This window comes from Pseudorhodoferax sp. LjRoot39 (genome assembly GCF_964253035.1).
In the GTDB taxonomy this organism is placed as follows: Bacteria; Pseudomonadota; Gammaproteobacteria; order Burkholderiales; family Burkholderiaceae_C; genus Pseudorhodoferax.
The window spans coordinates 1,873,969-1,890,102 of sequence record NZ_CAXUQL020000001.1; the positions used below are offsets into that span (position 1 = coordinate 1,873,969).

Sequence of the window (16,134 nt, forward strand, 5' to 3'; positions counted from 1 at the left end):
CGGCTATCCCGGGTTCCCGGGGGATGGCGCGAGGCCGAGCTGGCGCAGCTGGCGCTCCAGCGCCGCCACCGAGTCCCAGGGCAGGATGGGCGCGTTGCCGCGCTCGTCCGGCGGGTTGGCCAGCAGCCCGTCGGACCAGCCGCCGCAGCCCGTCAGCGGCAGCAGCGGCCGGTGGTGCAGCCAGGCCAGGCAGACCTCGGAGATGGTGCCGGCGCGCCCGCCGATGACCAGGCAGGCGTCGCCCGCCAGCGCCATCAGCAGGTTGCGCGCATCGCCCATGCCGCAGGGGATGACCACCGTGGCGGGCCAGTCGGGCGCCGGCATCTCGCCCGGCGGCACGATGCTGAGGACCAGGCCGCCCGCGGCCAGGGCCTCCTGCGCGGCCACGCGCGTGGCCGGGCTGCCGCAACCGCTGACCAGTGTGATGCCCAGCTGCGCCAGCAGGCGGCCGGCCGCGGCGGCCAGGTCGTAGGCCGCGCTGCCGGGTTCTGCGCTGCCCAGCACGCAGACCTGCGGGCGGCGCAGGGTGGAGGGTGTCCATGCCATCGAGAAAGCTCCTTCGAAGTGATCTTCAGCGGCGCGCCGCGAGCAGCGCGAACGCGTGTTCTGCGACCCGTGCCGCCCATTGGCGGTACTGGTCCGGGCCAGGGTGGAAACCGTCGCGGGCCATGTCGCGCGCCGCGCCGGCCCATTGCAGCGGCAGATGGGTGCAATCGGGCCGGGCATCGATCCATTGCCGCAGGCTGGCGTCCAGCCGGCGCGCGCAGCCACCCAGGTACCAGCGCAGGGGCTGGGGCACGGCCGGCGCGACGTGCAGGGGCGGCACGCCGTTGACCACGGCCGCCGCCGCGCCCGTCCGGTCCCGTACCGCCTGCAGCAGCGCAGCGTAGTCGGCCAGGAACTGGCGCGGCGTGCGCTGCGCGGTCACGTCGTTCACGCCCAGGGCCGTGACCAGCAGGTCGGCAGGCTGCAGCGTGCCGTGCGCCAGCAGCAGGGCCAGCGCCTCCTGGGTGTTGACGCCGGAGCGCGCCACGAGCTGCCACTGCACCGGCGTGCCGGTGCGCTCCGACAGCAGGGCCGCGGTGGGCGCCGCGAGCGCGCCGTCCTGGTGGTCCACGCCCACGCCCGCGGCCGAGGAGTCGCCCACGAACAGCAGCCGCACCGGGCTGCCGGGGTGGTGGGCGCCAGCCGTGCCGCTGCGCGGCCCGCTGGCTTCGGGCAAGCGCAGCGCCCGGCTGCGCACGCTGCGGCCCTGCAGCAGCAACACGGGCCCCAGGGCGATCTTGGCGGCGAGCATGGTGCGTCTGGCGGCCGTGGTCCTCAGCCGCCGGCCCGCTGCCCGTAGGCCAGCTCCATGCGCCAGGCCAGGCCCAGGAACAGCGACTGCGCCAGGCACAGCGTGCTGGTCAGCGAGCGAAAGCCGAAGGTGGCGCCGTCCTGCGCCAGCAGCACCGCGTCGGCGCGCTGGGCCAGCGGGCTGAGCCGGCTGTCGGTCAGCGCCAGCACCTTGGCGCCGCGTGCCGCGGCGGCCTCCACCACCTGCAGGGTTTCGGCGGCATAGGGCGCGAACGACACCGCCACCAGCACGTCGCCCGCGGCCAGCGCGCGCAGCTGGCCCTCCTGCATGTGGCCCAGGCCGTGCAGCCAGTGCACGGGCTTCTCGGTGTGCTGCAAGGCATAGGCCAGGTAGGCGCCGACCGGGAAAGCGCGGCGCGAGGCCACCAGCCACAGCGCGGGCGCCTGGGCCATCAAGTCCACGGCGGCGTCGAAATCGCCCTCGGGCAGGGCCTGCTGCAGCGCCTGCAGGCTGGCGATGCTGCCGCCGATCACCTCGTGCGCGATCTGCGCGGGCGAGCCCGCACCGGCCAGCGCCCGCACGCGCTGCTGGTAGCCGCCCTCGGGCGCGAGCTGGCGCGCCGCGCCGGCGCGGAACAGCGCCTGCATCTCCGAATAGCCGGCCAGGCCGAAATGCTTGGCGAAGCGCACCACGGCCGAAGGCTGCACCTCGCACTGGCGCGCAGTCTCCTGGATGCCGTCCAGCGCGAGCCGGTCGCGCTGCGCCTCCACATGGCGCGCGATGGCCTTGAGCTGGCGCGACAGCGGCTCGTAGCCCGCGCGCACCGCGGCCAGGAAGGCGTCGGCATCGGCGTACGGCGCCTGCGTCACGGCTGGAACTGGATTTCTATTTTTCAAAGTATTGGAAATTTATTTCTAATCACGATACCATGGCGCCATTCCAACGGAGACCCTGGTTCCGATGCCGAGTTTGCACTTCCCTAGCGCCGATGCGCGCGACTTCGATGTGGCCTGCCTGGGCCGCATGGCCGTGGACCTTTACGCGCAGCAGATCGGCTGCTCGCTGGAGGAGGCCCACAGCTTCAACAAGTACCTGGGCGGCTCGTCCGCCAACATGGCCTTCGGCACGGCGCGGCTGGGCCTGCGCTCGGCCATGGTCTCGCGCGTCGGCGACGAGCAGAACGGCCGCTTCCTGCTGGAGACGCTGCGCCGCGAGGGCTGCGACGTGAGCCAGGTGCAGATCGACCGCGAGCGCCTGACGGGCATGGTGCTGCTGGGCCTGCGCGACCAGCACAGCTTCCCGCTGCTGTTCGCCCGCGAGAACTGCGCCGACATGGCGATCGACGCCGCCGCCATTTCCGAGGACTTCCTCGCGCGCTGCCGCTGCCTGGTCATCACGGGAACGCATTTGTCCACGCCCGGCACGCTGGCCGCGAGCCGGCGCGCACTGGAGATCGCGGGCCGCCACGGCCTGGTGCGGGCGCTCGACATCGACTACCGCCCCGTGCTCTGGGGCCTGGCGGCCAAGGGCGACGGCGAGACGCGCTACGTGGGCAGCGACAGCGTCTCGGCCCACCTGCAGGCCCAGCTCGGCGCCTTCGAACTCATCATCGGCACCGAAGAGGAATGGATGATCGCGGGCGGCGTGGAGGGCGACCTCATGGCCAGCCTGCGCCGGGCGCGCGAACACACGCAGGCCCAATTCGTCGTCAAGCGCGGCCCGCTGGGATGCAGCCTGATCGAAGGCGCCGTGCCGGCCGCCATCGACGATGCGCCCACCGTGCTGGGCGAGCGCATCGAGGTGCTCAACGTGCTGGGCGCGGGCGATGCCTTCGCCTCGGGCCTCTTGGCCGGCCTGCTGCGCGGCAAGACGCTGGCCGAATCGGCCGCGATTGCCAACGCCTGCGGTGCCATCGTGGTCTCGCGCCATGGCTGCGCGCCGGCCATGCCCACGCAGGCCGAACTCGCGCACTGGTTCTCGGGCCACCGCCACCCGCGGCCCGACAAGGATCCCGTGCTCTCGCACCTGCACCGCGTGTCCGCCGCCCGCGCGCAGTGGCCCGAGGTCTGCGTGATGGCCTACGACCACCGTTCGCAGCTCGAAGACCTGGCGCGCCAGACCGGCGCCGACGCCGCGCGCCTGTCCACGCTCAAGCTGCTGCTCAATGAGGTGGTTGCAGAGGTCGAGCAGGACGCCGGCAACCGCGGCCGCATCGGCGTGCTGATCGACGGGCGCATCGGCCAGGCCGCGCTGCACGCCGCCGCCGGCCGCGGCTGGTGGATCGGCCGGCCCATCGAGAAGCCGGGCTCGCGCCCGCTGCGTTTCGACGGCACGGCCTCGCTGGCCTCGGAACTGGCGCACTGGCCGCGCGAGCACACCGTCAAGTGCCTGGCCTTCTACCACCCCGACGACGCCGAGGCGCTGCGCAGCGAGCAGGAGGAATGGCTGCAACAGGTCTGGGAAGCCACGCGCGCCAGCGGCCACGAGCTGCTGCTCGAGGTGATTCCGCCCGCCGACCAGCTGGCCCCGGGCGACCAGGGCGAGGCCGTGGTGCGCGCCGTGCGCCGCTTCTACGACCTGGGCTTCAAGCCCGAATGGTGGAAGCTGCCGCCCATGGCCGCCGCGCAATGGCAGGCGCTGGACGCGCTGGTGCGTGAACGCGACCCCTGGTGCCGCGGCGCCGTGATTCTGGGCCTGTCGCAGCCGCTGCAGCAGCTCATCGACAGCTTCCACGCCGCACAGGCGCCCGTCGTCAAGGGCTTCATGGTGGGCCGCAGCTGCTGGACCGCGCCGGCCGCGGCCTGGTTGCAGGGCGAGATCGACGACGCGGCCTTCACGGCCCAGGTGGCGGCCAACTTCCGCCGGCTGATTGCAGGCTGGCGCGCCAGCCGTCCGATGGCGGAGGCCGCATGACAAATCTTTTGGTGAAGGCCCAGGCGACGGGCCGCGTGATCGCCGACGTGACGCCCGCTTCGGCCGGCTGGACCTATGTGGGCTTCAAGGCCTTGCGCCTCGCGGCCGGCGACGAAGAGGCGTTCGACACCGGTGCGCGCGAATGCTGCATCACCGTGCTGGCCGGGGCGGTCGACGTGCAGGTCGGCGCCCAGCGCTTCAGCGCCATCGGCAACCGCGCCACGGTGTTCGAAGACCGCGCCCCGGCCGCCGTCTACGTGCCGCCGGGCCAGTCCGTGCGCCTCGTGGCCGCAGGCCCGGCCGAGGTCGCGCTGAGCACCGCGCCGGCCGAGGGCCGCTTCGCCACGCGCGTGATCGCGCCGGCGCAGATGGCGCGCAGCCAGCGCGGCCAGGGCAGCAACACGCGCTACGTCTGCGACATCCTGCCGCAGACCGAAGAGGCCGAAAGCCTGCTCGTGGTCGAGGTCATCACCCCGCCCGGCCATGCCTCCAGCTACCCGCCGCACAAGCACGACACGGCCGGCGATGGCGAGACCGTGCTGGAAGAAACCTACTACCACCAGATCGATCCGGCCCAGGGCTTCGCGTTCCAGCGCGTCTACACCGACGACCGCAGCCTGGACCAGACCATGGCCGTGGAGCACCGCGACACCGTGCTGGTGCCGCGTGGCTACCACCCCTGCGTGGCGCCGCACGGCTACGCGCTGTACTACCTGAACACCATGGCCGGCCCGCGCCGGCACTGGGCCTTCCGCAACGATCCCGCGCACGAATGGATGCTGGCGCCGCGCTGAGCGCCGCCGCCGTCCATCCCCCGGCAGAACCGGAACCGGCCCGCTGCGGCAGGCCCCTGCACGCCTTCAACCAACGGAGACAACCATGCACAAGCGCTCGCTTCTTCAACTGCTGGCCGCCACGGCCCTCGTGGCCGGGCTACCGACGGCGCAAGCCCAGACGGCCTTCCCGCACCAGCCCGTCAAATGGATCGTGCCCTATGCGCCGGGCGGCACCACCGACGTGATCGCGCGCCAGCTCGCGGTGCGCATGGGCCAGACCCTGGGCCAGCCCGTGATCGCCGACAACAAGCCCGGTGCCGCCAGCATCATCGGTGCGACCTTCATCGCGCGCTCGGTGCCAGACGGCTACACCGTGGGCACGGTGGACTCGGGCACGCTGGCCTTCAACCCGGCCATGTACGCCAGCCTCTCCTACGACGCGCAGAAGGACTTCAGCTGGATCGGCGGCCTGGGAAAGATGCCGCTGGTGCTGGCCGTGCACCCCAGCTTCCCAGCCAAGAACGTGCAGGAGTTCCTGGCGCTGGCGAAGAAGACGCCGGGCGCGGTGTCCTCGGCCTCGTCGGGCCCGGGCTCGCCGCTGCACGTGGCGCTGGAGCTGTTCAAGCAGAAGACCCAGGCCGACATCCTGCACGTGGCCTACAAGGGCTCGGCCCCGGCGCTGCAGGACCTCATGGCCGGCCAGGTCAACAGCATGTTCGTGGACCTGCCGCCCAGCCTGTCCATGATCAAGGCCGGCAAGGTGCGCGTGCTGGCCATCGCCACGCCCGAGCGCCTGGCCATCCTGCCCGACGTGCCCACCATGGCCGAGGCCGGCGTGCCGGGCTTCGAGGCCTACGCCTGGCAAGTGCTGGTCGGCCCGGCCAAGCTGCCCGCGCCCGTGGTCGAGCGCATGAACAAGGACCTGGGCGCGGCGCTGGCCAACCCCGAGACGCGCGCCAAGCTCGAGGAGATCGGCATCCAGCCCATGCCCATGACGCCGGCCCAGTTGGGCAGCTTCGTGGCCAGCGAGCAAAAGCTCTGGAGCGGTGTCATCAAGGCCGCCAACATCCGACTGGATTGAGAACATGACCACCCGCCGACAAGCCCTGGCCCGCGTGGCCGCCCTGGGCGCGCTGCCCATGCTGGGCAGCGCCGCCGCCCAGGCCTATCCGAACAAGCCCATCGAACTGATCGTGCCCTTCGCGGCCGGCGGCGGCACCGACGTGCTGGCGCGTGCGCTGGCCGAGGCCGCACGCCCGCACCTGGGGCAGAGCCTGATCGTCGTGAACCGCGCCGGCGCCAGCGGCGGCGTGGGCTGGGCCGAGCTCATCAACGCGCGGCCCGACGGCTACAAGCTGGCCATCATCACGGTGGAGATCACCATGATCCCGCACATGGGCGTGGTGAAGTTCAGCGCCGACGATGTGCTGCCCATCGCGCGGCTCAATGCCGACCCGGCCACCATCGCCGTGCGCACCGAGGCGCCGTACAAGACGGTGGAGGAATTCCTGGCCGCCGCACGCAAGGCGCCTGGCGACCTGCGCGTGGGCAATGCCGGCCCCGGCTCGCTGGGCCACCTGGCCGCCGCGGCGCTGGAGGACAAGGCCGGCGTGCAGCTCAACCATGTGCCCTTCCGCGGCGCCAACCCGGCCGTGTTGGACCTGCTGGGCGGCCACATCGACGCGGTGGCCGTGACGCCCGTGGAGGTGGCCACCTACGTGCAGGCCGGCAAGATCCGCCCGCTGGCCGTGATGGCCGACAAGCGCATCGCGGCCGGCTGGGAGCAGGTGCCCACGCTCAAGGAGCGCGGCATCGACCTCCTGGTCGGCGGCTGGCGCGGCCTGGCCGCGCCCAAGGGCACGCCGCCCGAGGCCCTGGCCGTGCTGCGCGAGGCCATGGCCAGGACGCTGCGCGAGCCGGCCCTGCGCGAGACCATGGCCAAGCAGAACATGGGCGAGGGCTACCTGGACGAAGCGAACTTCAAGTCGCTGATCGCGCGGGACAACGCTACATTCCGCGAACTGATCCAACGCCTGGGCATCAAGCCGGCGTAAACACCGAGGACGCAGACATGGGCAACGAGACCTGGGGCCGCTTCGCCGGCAAGACGGCTTTCATCACGGGCGGCGCCAGCGGCCTGGGCCTGGCCAGCGCGCGCCGCCTGCTGCGCGAGGGCGCCAAGGTGGCGCTGGCCGACGTCAACGCGCACGAGCTGCGCCGCGTGGCCGAGGAACTCGCGCAGCCGGCCGGCCACGTGACCTGCCACGCGCTGGACGTGACCAACGCGGCCCAGGTCGAGGAGGCCGTGGCCGCGGCCTGGCAGGCGCATGGCGCCATCGACGTGCTGGTCAACAGCGCGGGCGTGAGCTTCCAGGGCTCGGTGCTGGACACGCCCATCGAGGCCTGGCGCCGCGTGCTGGACATCAACCTGACCGGCTCCTACCTCACCACCCAGGCCGTGGCCCGGCGCATGGTGGAGCGGCGCCAGGGCCGCATCGTCATGATCGCGTCGATCTCGGGCCAGCAGGTCTGGTCCGGCCGCGTGGCCTACTGTTCGTCCAAGGGCGCGGTGCTGGCGCTGGCCAAGTCGTGTGCGATCGATCTCGCGCCCTTCGGCATCACGGTCAACTCGGTCTCGCCCGGCCCCATCGAGACGGCGCAGACCGCCACCCTGCACGGCCCCGTGATCCGCCAGGCCATCGTGCAGGCGACACCCATGGCCCGCTACGGCCAGGCCGATGAGGTGGCCGACGCCATCGCCTTCCTGGCCAGCGACGACGCGCGCTTCGTCAACGGCCACGACCTCGTGGTCGATGGGGGACTCACGAGCGCGGCTATCCTGTACGACCTCAAGCAGAACCCCCAGAAAGAATGACCCCCATCCGCGCCCTGATCTTCGATTGCGACGGCACGCTGGTCGACAGCGAGCCCTGGCTCGTGGAGGCCATGCTGGCCGAGGGCGCGCTGCATGGATTGCCTGAAACGGCGCGCGCCGTGCTGGACGCGCAGCGCGGCGCCCCCATGTCGCGCCAGATCGCCGTGGTGGCCGAGCGCAGCAGCCAGCCGCTGCCGGTCGACTTCGAAGACCGGGTGCGTGCGCGCATGGCCGGCTACTTCAAGGCGCACCTGCAACCCATCGAAGGTGCGCTGGAGCTCGTGCGCAGCCTGCAGCTGCCGTTCTGCGTGGCCTCCAACGGGCCGCGCCACAAGATCGAGCTCGTGCTGGGCCTCACGGGGCTGCTGCCCTGGTTCGAGGGCCGCATCTTCAGCGCCTACGACATCGGTGCCTGGAAGCCGGCGCCCGACCTGTTCCTGCATGCCGCGCGCGCGATCGGCTTCGCGCCCGCCGAATGCGCGGTGGTCGAGGACAGCGCCTCGGGCATCACGGCGGGCATCGCCGCCGGCATGCGCGTGTTCGCGCTCGGCGAGCACCCGGCCGACCTGCCCGCTTCGGTGCAGCGCATCGCCGGCCTGTCGGCTCTGCAGGGCAGCCTGGCCACGCACTGAGCGGCCCACAAGAACATGACGATTCCATCCACCCGACGAGGAGACACACCATGCGTCAACCCTACGATGCGGCCACGACACGCCGCAGCGTCCTGCAACACGGCCTGGCCGCGGCAGCGGCCATCGCCAGCCCGCTGAGCTTCGCCCAGGGCGCCTGGCCCACCAAGCCCGTCACCCTGGTGGTGGGCTACCCGCCCGGCGGCCAGACCGACTTCGCCGGCCGCATGGTCACGGCCGGCATGCAGGCCGTGTTGGGCCAGGGCGTGGTCATCGACAACAAGGCCGGCGCCGGCGGCAACATCGGCACCGACAACGTCGTGAAGGCCGCGCCCGACGGCTACCGCCTGCTGGTGGGCAACGGCAACATCACGCTGAACCCGCACACCTACCGCAACACGGCCATGGCCGACCCGCTCAAGCTGACGCCCATCGGCTTGCTGCTGACCTCCTCGCTGATCCTGGCGGTGCCCAACACCGTGCCGGCCAAGAACCTCAAGGAGTTCGTCGAGTGGGTGAAGGCCCAGGACAAGGCCGGCAAGGACATCGACTACGCCAGCGCCGGCCCCGGCAGCCTCACGCACGCCAGCATGGAGCTGTTCCGCGACCGGATCGGCAAGCCCAAGATGAACCACGTGCCCTACAAGGGCAGCGGCCCGGCCATGACCGACCTGATCGCCGGCCGCGTGAGCGCCATGTTCGACGCGGCCTCGGTCATCGCGCCCTTCATCAAGTCGGGCCAGCTGCGCCCGCTGCTCGTGACGGGCGCCCAGCGCGTGCCGGCCTTCCCCGACATCCCGACCGCGGCCGAGGCCGGCGTGAAGGACTTCGAGGTGATCTCCTTCATCGGCCTGTACGGCCCGCCCGGCCTGTCGGCCGACATCGTGGCCAAGACCAATGCGGCGATGAACCAGGCGCTCAAGGACCCCAAGATCGTCAGCGGCATCACCGAGCGCGGCGACGAGCCTGGCGGCGGCACGCCCGAGCAGCTGGCCAAGATGACGCGCTACTACTTCGACCTGTGGCGCGACATCGTGAAGGCCAACGACATCCGGGCGGAGTAGGGCCTCAATCCTCCACGCGCACCAACTGGGGCGCCAGCGAGAGAAAGGGCACGCCCGAGGTCGCCGCCGCGGTCATGGCGTCCGGCAGGGCCGCGGCCGCCGCACGGGACCGGGCCTGGCCCTGTGCGAGCACCGAACGCTCCATTTCCTCCACGATGTGCGGTGTGGGCTGCGCCGCTGGTAGCGGCGGTTCGGGCTTCGGTGGCAAGGGGGTGTTGTCCGTCGGTGGCGGCGCGATGGGCGCCGGGGTCACCGTCAGGCGGCCGTCCTCGTAGCGGATCGCATAGTTGCCGGCGACGAAGCTGCCCGCGCCCGCGCCCGCGCCCGCGCCCGCGCCGGACACCGTGATCGCGTGGCTGCCCACGGCGCCGGCGGCGGCTGCGCCATTGCTGGCCAGCGCCACGGAGCCGATGGTCTCGCCGTTCTGCAGCCCGGCGGCGGTGAATTCGGTGCCGTCGAACACCAGCACCAGGCCCTGGACCTTGCTGGCGTCGTTGGCCGTGATGGTCAGCGCAGCCGGCGTCACGGTCAGCGTGCCGTCCTGGTAGGTGATGGTGTAGTTGGCCGCGTTGAAGCTGCCGCCGCTGGCGCCGCTGGCCGCGATGGTGTGGTTGCCGGCACCTGCTGTGGCCGCTGCGCCGCTGCTGGTCAGCGCCACGGTGCCGACGGTCTCGCCGTTCTGCAGGCCTGTGGCCGTGAATGCGCTGCCGCCTGAGCCATGCGTCTGGCCATAGACCTTGCTTGCATTGTTCGCCGCGATGCCAAGCGCCGCCGGGGTGATCGTCAGGCTGCCCGGCTGGAACATGGCGTCGGCGAGCCGCTGGTAGTCCAGCTGCGTTGCCGACGCCGGGTCGACCGGCGTCAGCACCGCGTCCAGGATGTAGTGGCCGACCTGCGTGGCGCCCTGGCTGTTGCCCAGGTAGACCACTGTGCCGCCGGGCACGCTGCCGGAATAGACCACGCCCGCGCCGCCTGCGTGCGCCCGCCCGTCATAGGTCCTGGTCACGTCCTGCACGATGCCCGTCGCCTGCGGTTGGAAGGGGCGCAGTACCGGCGACGCCAGGCCTTCGTAGATGCGCCAGACCGTGGCGTCACCGTCACGCGGCGAGATGTCCCAGACCGGCTGGAAGCTGCCCAGTGTCCGCATGCCGGCCGTGGTCAGGCCGGCGCCGGCCGCGCTGCTGGCCTGCCCGCTGCGCTGCAGGTCCCAGTACGAGGCCGTGACGCTGGTGCCCGGGTCCATGGCACCGATGAGCCCGCCCACGGCGCTGCCGCCCGAGACCGCGCCGGCGGCGTAGGTGTTGCGCACCGTGTGCGCGCCAGCGGCGGGTGTGCCTTCGATGTGGCCGATCAGGCCACCCACGCGGTCGTGGCCGCTCACCGCGCCGATCGCATAGGCGTTGGCGATGTCCAGCGTGCTGGCTGCCGTGGTGTCCAGGCTGATGAGCCCTACGAGACCGCCGGCGGGTTCGCTGGTGGTGACCGTCACGTCGCCGGCGGCATAGGCCACGTCCACGCGCAGTCGCCCGCCATCGAGCAGATACGCCGTGCCCAGCAGGCCACCGGCGGTGTAGTCGGCCGTGGCGTTCCCCGTGGCATAGGCGCGGGTGAATGCCGTTGTGCTGCCCGTGACGACCAGCAGATTTCCCACCAGGCCGGCCGTGCCCGATCGACCGGATACGTTGCCGGACGCGTGGACATCGCTGAATGTGGCCGTGGCACCGCTGTTCGTGTTCAGGTGGCCGATCAGACCGCCCAGGGCGGTGTCTCCAGAGACGCTGCCCGTGGCATAGGCATTGCTCACGGCCAGGGTGCTGGCGCCGTAGGTGTACACGTAGCCGACGAGTCCCCCCGCGCCGCTGATGCCCGCGACGTCACCGGTGGCGTACACGCTGTCCAGGGCCAGCCCGGCCTGGCCCGACAGTTGCACGTAGCCGATCAGCCCGCCGAGCGCGTCGCCCCCTGCCAGTGCGCCGGTCGCGTGGCTGCGCGTGATTGCCGCTGTCGCGGCATCGGCCTTCAGCTGGCCGACGAGCCCGCCAGCCTCGTGGCTCCCCGCGATGTTGCCCGTTGCCTGGGAGTCGGCGATGTCCAGGTGACCATGGTTCGACAGGCCGACATCGCCCAGCAGGCCACCCGTGTAGCGGCCGCCAGAGGTCAGGCCCGTGGTGCTGGCTTGCGTGATGCGCAGCGTGGCATCGGACAAAAGCGTCTGGCCGATCAGGCCGCCCACGTTGAAGGTTCCATAGGCGGACGATGGCCCGATCGTGGCACTCGCCTGCACGGCGTTCAGCGAGGAGGTTGTGCCAGTGCCTGTGATGCCGAGGCGCCCGATCAGGCCGCCCAGATTGTTCGCCCCCAGCACGGTGCCCGAGGCAGAGGACCGCAGGAGATGCAGTGTGGAGCCCGGGTCGTACAGTGCGGCGGCACCCACCAGGCCGCCGGTGTTTTCATAGCCGACGACGTTGCCGCTGGCGCTGGCATCGGTGATCGTCAACGCAGCGGTGTAGAGCTCCAGTTCGCCCAGCAGGCCGCCCACGCGTTGGCCGCTCAAGGGGTCGGTCGTGACCGTGCCCGCGGCATGGACGTTGCGCAGGTCTGCGGTGGCAGCGACCGGCATGAAGATGCGGCCCACCAGTCCGCCCGCGATGTTGTCGCCGGCGACCGTGCTGGTGGAATAGGCGTCGGCCAGTGTGGCCATGCCGATGTTCAGCTCGCCGATCAGACCACCAGCTGTGTCCGGCGCCGCCACGGTGCCTGTGCTGTAAGCGTTGCGGATGTCCAGCACACCGCCGTTGGTCGCGTTGTCCGCCTCCCCCAGCAGGCCGCCGGCGCTCGAGTTGGCGGCCTGCACGATGCTGTCAGAGGCGAAGACGTTGTAGAGGCGTGTGCCGGCTGCGGGCCCGGACGTATACATCGCCCCTGCCAGCGTGCCAACGTCAACCAGGCCGCTCACGACGCTTTGCGCGAGACCCACGTTGCGCAAGGTCGCGTCCATCGTGACGCCGAACAGGCCGACGCCGAACTCGCTCGTGCGCGCAATGTGCAGGTTGCCGATCACATGGCCCAGGCCATCGAAGGTGGCCGTGAATTCCGAGCCGGAGATGCCTATGGGCTGAAAGCCCAGGCCGCCGTTCCAGCCGGCGGTGGCGCTGGCGTCGATGTTCGCGCCCAGCGCGTAGTGGCCCGACAGGTTGTTGGCCATGCCCTGCAGCGTGGTGGTGGTGGCATCGCCCGCCACGCCCAGGTCGCCCGCGCCCAGCACGTGGTAGCCCTGCCCATTGATGCTGAGAAAACCGGTGCCCGAACGGTGGGGAAAGTCCACCCGGCCTACAAAACCGTTGGCCACGCCCGGGGCGAATCCGACCATGAGCCGGCTGTCGGCCGCCGGCGTGGCGGCAGGGTTGCCGTTGGTGCCACCGTAGTTCATGGCCAGGCCGGCCGTGCCGCTGGCGGTCATGACGGCGTTGATTTCGATATGGCGCTCGGCGTTCAGCGTCAGCGTGTTGGCCGACCAGCCGACCGCGTCGTTGACGAAGATGTCGCCGTTGCCGCCGGCCGTTCCTTGCGAGGCCGTGGCGATGGTGACATTGCTGCTGGCCAGGTCGCTGGACAGCTGTGCGCCCGTGATGTTGCCGCCGCTGGCGGCAATGGTGTAGTCGTTCGGGTCGATGAGCCAGGTGCCGGTGGCGCCCTGCGTGGCGCGCGTGTCCACGCGGCGGCCATCCTGCAGCGTGACGGTGGCGGCGCTGGTCTCCACGAAGCCGCCGTTGCCGCCGGCCGGCGCGCTGGCGTCCAGCAGGCCGCCGTGGCGCACCTCGCCATGCGCCATGTCGGCCAGCAGCAGGATGCGGCCTTCCTTCTGCTGCAGCGTGCGTGCCTGCACGGTGCCACTGTTGGCCACCACGCCGGAGGACAGCGCGTCGGCCGCGCCGCTGGTCATGAGCACCTGGCCGCCGTCGGCCACGATCAGCTGGCGGTTTTCCACCAGCGTCTGCAGCGTGGCCGGTTCGATGGCCAGCTGCAGGTGGCCGTCGGCGCCTGCGTGCAAGGTCACCTGGTCGCCTGCGGCCAGCGCCACGTTGCCCAGCTGCGCGCGGATCACGCCCTCGTTGCGCACGGTAGGCGCCAGCAGGGCCACGAGGCCGCCGTCGGCCGCCGTGATCTCGCCCTGGTTGACGATGCTGCCTGTGGCCCCATTGCGGCGGAACACATTGCGCCCGGCCAGGAAGTCCGCATCGGCGATGTCCATGACCGAGGCCACGAGCCCGCCCACGTCCACGCGGCTGCCCGGGCCGAACACGATGCCGGCCGGGTTCACGAGGTAGACCTGCCCGTTGGCCGACAGCTGGCCGTGGATCTGGCTGGCCTCGCCGGCCAGCACGCGGTTCAGCGCCACGGAGGAGGCCGAGGGCTGCACGAAGCGCACGGCGGCCTGGCTGCCGATGTCGAAGCGCTGCCAGTTCATGATGGCCTTGTCGCTGCCTTGGGTGACCGTCAGCTGCGCGCCCTGGCTGGCCACGCTGGCCTGGCCGGCAGCCACGCTGGCGCCCGTGGGCAGCTGGTGCTGCGCGAAGGCCGGCAGCGCCAAGGTGGCGGCCAGCACCAGGGCCGGCTTGCCACTCTTGCCACGGCCACGGCCGCACTCGGGAATCGGCCGGGCCTGGCCGGCGGCGTTGCGGACCAGGCGGTAGACGTGGTTCATGTGCTTCCTCGAAGGTGGGGTCAGACGTCCATTGCCAAGCCCAGCCACCAGCGCATGGCGCTGGCGCGGCTGCCGTCGTTGTTGCGGCCGCTGGCGTCGCGGCCGGGGTTGTGGCCGACCGGCGTGGCCACGCTGGCCGTCAGGCGCCAGCGGCCCCAGTGCGTGGCCTCGCTCTGCCAGGCCAGGCCCAGGCCCGTGCCGCGCAGGCTGTAGCGGTTGGGCTGGCCGCTGCCGCCCTGCCAGCCGGCCCAGGCGTTCTTGTGCTGCTGCACCCAGCCGGCGTCGAAGAAGGCCTGCGCGAGCCAGCCCGGCGCCAGCGGGCGCTGCAGTTCCAGCCGCAGCAGGCCGCCCTGGTCGCCCGTGCCTTCGTTGACGGGGTAGGCGCGCACGCCGTTCGGGCCGCCCAGAGCGAACTTCTCCGACGGGCCCATGTTGCCGCTGGCCCATTGGCCCGACAGCGTGCCCTGCAGGCGAAAGCCGGCGCCCAGCGCCTGCAGCCGGCCGGCCTGGAGCGACAGGCGCGCGTAGTCGCCCGCCGCGCGCGGGCCGGCTGCGTCCGCCGCAGCATCGCCGGCCACATCGACGATGCGCAGGTGGCCCAGCGCCAGTTGCACGCTGCCCCAGCTGCTGCCGCCACCGCCCCAGAAGTCGCGCGCATCGCCCTGCAGGCCGAGGTTCAGCGCGGTGACGCGGTGGCGCCGGGTGGCGGCGTCCAGCATGTCGTCCGCGTACCGGCGGTGCTCCACGCGGGCCAGCAGCGTGAGGTTGCGCCCGCTCTGGCGCAGCCAGGCCCATTGCAGGCCGGTGCCGAACACGCTGGCGTTGCCGCTGGCGTCCAGCGGCTCGAACTGTTCGCCGAGCTTGTAGCGCAGGTGGCTGGCCTGCAGGCCCCATTGCAGGCCGTCCGTGCCCAGCGGCTGCTGCCAGCCCAGTTGGGCGTAGCCCAGCCGTTCGGCGGCCAGCAGCCGCAGCAGCAACTGGTCGCCGCGGCCCGTCGAGTTGTTGAGCGCCACGCTGCCCAGCGCCTGCCAGGTGCCGGTGGACTTCACGCCGCTGTTGCTCAGGCCCACGTCGCCGCTCACGCGGGCCTCGTCGCGCACGCGCAGGCGCAGCTGCGTGCTGCCGGCGGTCGTGCCAGGTTCCAGCACGCCGGTGGCATCGATGCCGGGCAGGTCGTTGGCCAGCAGCAGGCCGCGTTCCAGGTCGGCGGCCGACAGCGGCGCGCCCTCGACCAGCCGGTTGGCCACCACGCGCCCCACGAAGTCCGCATCGGCGCGGCTTTCGCCCGGCTCGCGCACCACGCCACCGAAGCGGCCCTCCACCACCTGGATGCGAATGCGCCCCTCGCTCACGTCCTGCTGCGGCAGGTAGGCGCGTACGAACCAGCCGCTCTCGCGGTAGCGGCGCACCAGGCGTTGGGCCGCGTCGTCCAGCTGGGCCAGGCTCAGCTGCTGGCCGACCAGGTCGGCCAGCAGAGCCACCAGTTCCTGGGCCGGGATCAGGGTCGCGCCATCCACGACGAAGCCACGCACGAGCACGCGCGTGGCCTTGGCGTCATCGGCGATGGGGTGCGGGGGCCGGGCGGAAGGCGGTGGCGTCTGGGGTGGCGCCTGCAGCTGGCGCTCGATGCCACGCTGCAGTGTGGCGGCATCCGGCGGTGTCTGGGCCTGGGCGGAGAGGAGGGCGCTGAACCCGGCGAGCGCCAGGGCAGGGACGGTGCGGGAACGGCCCGCTGGCAGGGTCGAAAAATACAGGCAGCACCTCGCTCGGTTGACGTGGGTCAATGCGTACTTCTGCGCACCATGGTAACGAGAAGTCGCAAATTGCTGCCGTTTTTGACACGAAAGTCCCGTGGAAAAATTGTTGCGTTACTTT

At 71.7% G+C, this 16,134-nt stretch carries 12 protein-coding genes; 7 read left to right on the forward strand and 5 right to left on the reverse strand.

What is annotated here, in order from left to right; genetic code table 11:
• Positions 1–3 precede the first annotated feature (3 nt).
• Genes ACSQ4M_RS08785 through ACSQ4M_RS08795 form a run of 3 tightly spaced genes read right to left on the reverse strand, consistent with a single transcriptional unit; the run spans position 4 to position 2,193 of the window.
• On the reverse strand, positions 4–546 hold the full coding sequence (locus ACSQ4M_RS08785) for a Rossmann fold nucleotide-binding protein (protein ID WP_436189200.1): 543 nt from the start codon (positions 544–546) through the stop codon (positions 4–6).
• A gap of 25 nt (positions 547–571) precedes the next feature.
• The gene (locus ACSQ4M_RS08790; protein WP_436189201.1) at positions 572–1,297 is read right to left on the reverse strand and encodes an SGNH/GDSL hydrolase family protein; all 726 of its coding nucleotides are present in this window, start codon (positions 1,295–1,297) and stop codon (positions 572–574) included.
• A 23-nt stretch (positions 1,298–1,320) separates the two neighbouring features.
• The gene (locus ACSQ4M_RS08795) at positions 1,321–2,193 is read right to left on the reverse strand and encodes a MurR/RpiR family transcriptional regulator (RefSeq protein ID WP_436189202.1); all 873 of its coding nucleotides are present in this window, start codon (positions 2,191–2,193) and stop codon (positions 1,321–1,323) included.
• 64 nt (positions 2,194–2,257) lie between these two features.
• Here ACSQ4M_RS08795 and ACSQ4M_RS08800 point away from each other — a divergent pair, with 64 nt between their 5' ends.
• From ACSQ4M_RS08800 to ACSQ4M_RS08830, 7 genes are all read left to right on the forward strand, one after another.
• Positions 2,258–4,210, forward strand: coding sequence for a bifunctional 5-dehydro-2-deoxygluconokinase/5-dehydro-2-deoxyphosphogluconate aldolase (locus tag ACSQ4M_RS08800; RefSeq protein ID WP_436189203.1), 1,953 nt, complete (start codon positions 2,258–2,260; stop codon positions 4,208–4,210).
• A complete protein-coding gene (gene iolB, locus ACSQ4M_RS08805; RefSeq protein WP_436189204.1) occupies positions 4,207–5,004 on the forward strand; it encodes a 5-deoxy-glucuronate isomerase in 798 nt (265 codons plus the stop codon). Before ACSQ4M_RS08800 ends, iolB begins: the two co-directional genes overlap by 4 nt.
• An 85-nt stretch (positions 5,005–5,089) precedes the next feature.
• A complete protein-coding gene (locus ACSQ4M_RS08810; RefSeq protein ID WP_436189205.1) occupies positions 5,090–6,067 on the forward strand; it encodes a Bug family tripartite tricarboxylate transporter substrate binding protein in 978 nt (325 codons plus the stop codon).
• A gap of 4 nt (positions 6,068–6,071) precedes the next feature.
• Positions 6,072–7,040, forward strand: a complete 969-nt coding sequence (locus tag ACSQ4M_RS08815; RefSeq protein ID WP_436189206.1) for a Bug family tripartite tricarboxylate transporter substrate binding protein — start codon at positions 6,072–6,074, stop codon at positions 7,038–7,040.
• Between the two features lie 17 nt (positions 7,041–7,057).
• A complete protein-coding gene (locus ACSQ4M_RS08820; protein ID WP_436189207.1) occupies positions 7,058–7,861 on the forward strand; it encodes an SDR family NAD(P)-dependent oxidoreductase in 804 nt (267 codons plus the stop codon).
• Positions 7,858–8,493 carry an HAD family hydrolase gene (locus ACSQ4M_RS08825; RefSeq protein WP_436189208.1) on the forward strand — a complete coding sequence of 212 codons (636 nt, stop codon included), beginning with the start codon at positions 7,858–7,860 and terminating at the stop codon, positions 8,491–8,493. Before ACSQ4M_RS08820 ends, ACSQ4M_RS08825 begins: the two co-directional genes overlap by 4 nt.
• Positions 8,494–8,543: 50 nt before the next feature.
• Positions 8,544–9,554: a Bug family tripartite tricarboxylate transporter substrate binding protein gene (locus ACSQ4M_RS08830; RefSeq protein WP_436189209.1), complete on the forward strand. Its 1,011-nt coding sequence runs from the start codon at positions 8,544–8,546 to the stop codon at positions 9,552–9,554.
• A 4-nt stretch (positions 9,555–9,558) separates the two neighbouring features.
• Here ACSQ4M_RS08830 and ACSQ4M_RS08835 read toward each other — a convergent pair whose 3' ends face one another.
• Together ACSQ4M_RS08835 and ACSQ4M_RS08840 are read right to left on the reverse strand one after the other, a co-directional pair.
• Positions 9,559–14,259, reverse strand: a complete 4,701-nt coding sequence (locus tag ACSQ4M_RS08835; protein ID WP_436189210.1) for a two-partner secretion domain-containing protein — start codon at positions 14,257–14,259, stop codon at positions 9,559–9,561.
• 20 nt (positions 14,260–14,279) lie between these two features.
• On the reverse strand, positions 14,280–16,043 hold the full coding sequence (locus tag ACSQ4M_RS08840) for a ShlB/FhaC/HecB family hemolysin secretion/activation protein (RefSeq protein ID WP_436189211.1): 1,764 nt from the start codon (positions 16,041–16,043) through the stop codon (positions 14,280–14,282).
• Positions 16,044–16,134: the final 91 nt, after the last annotated feature.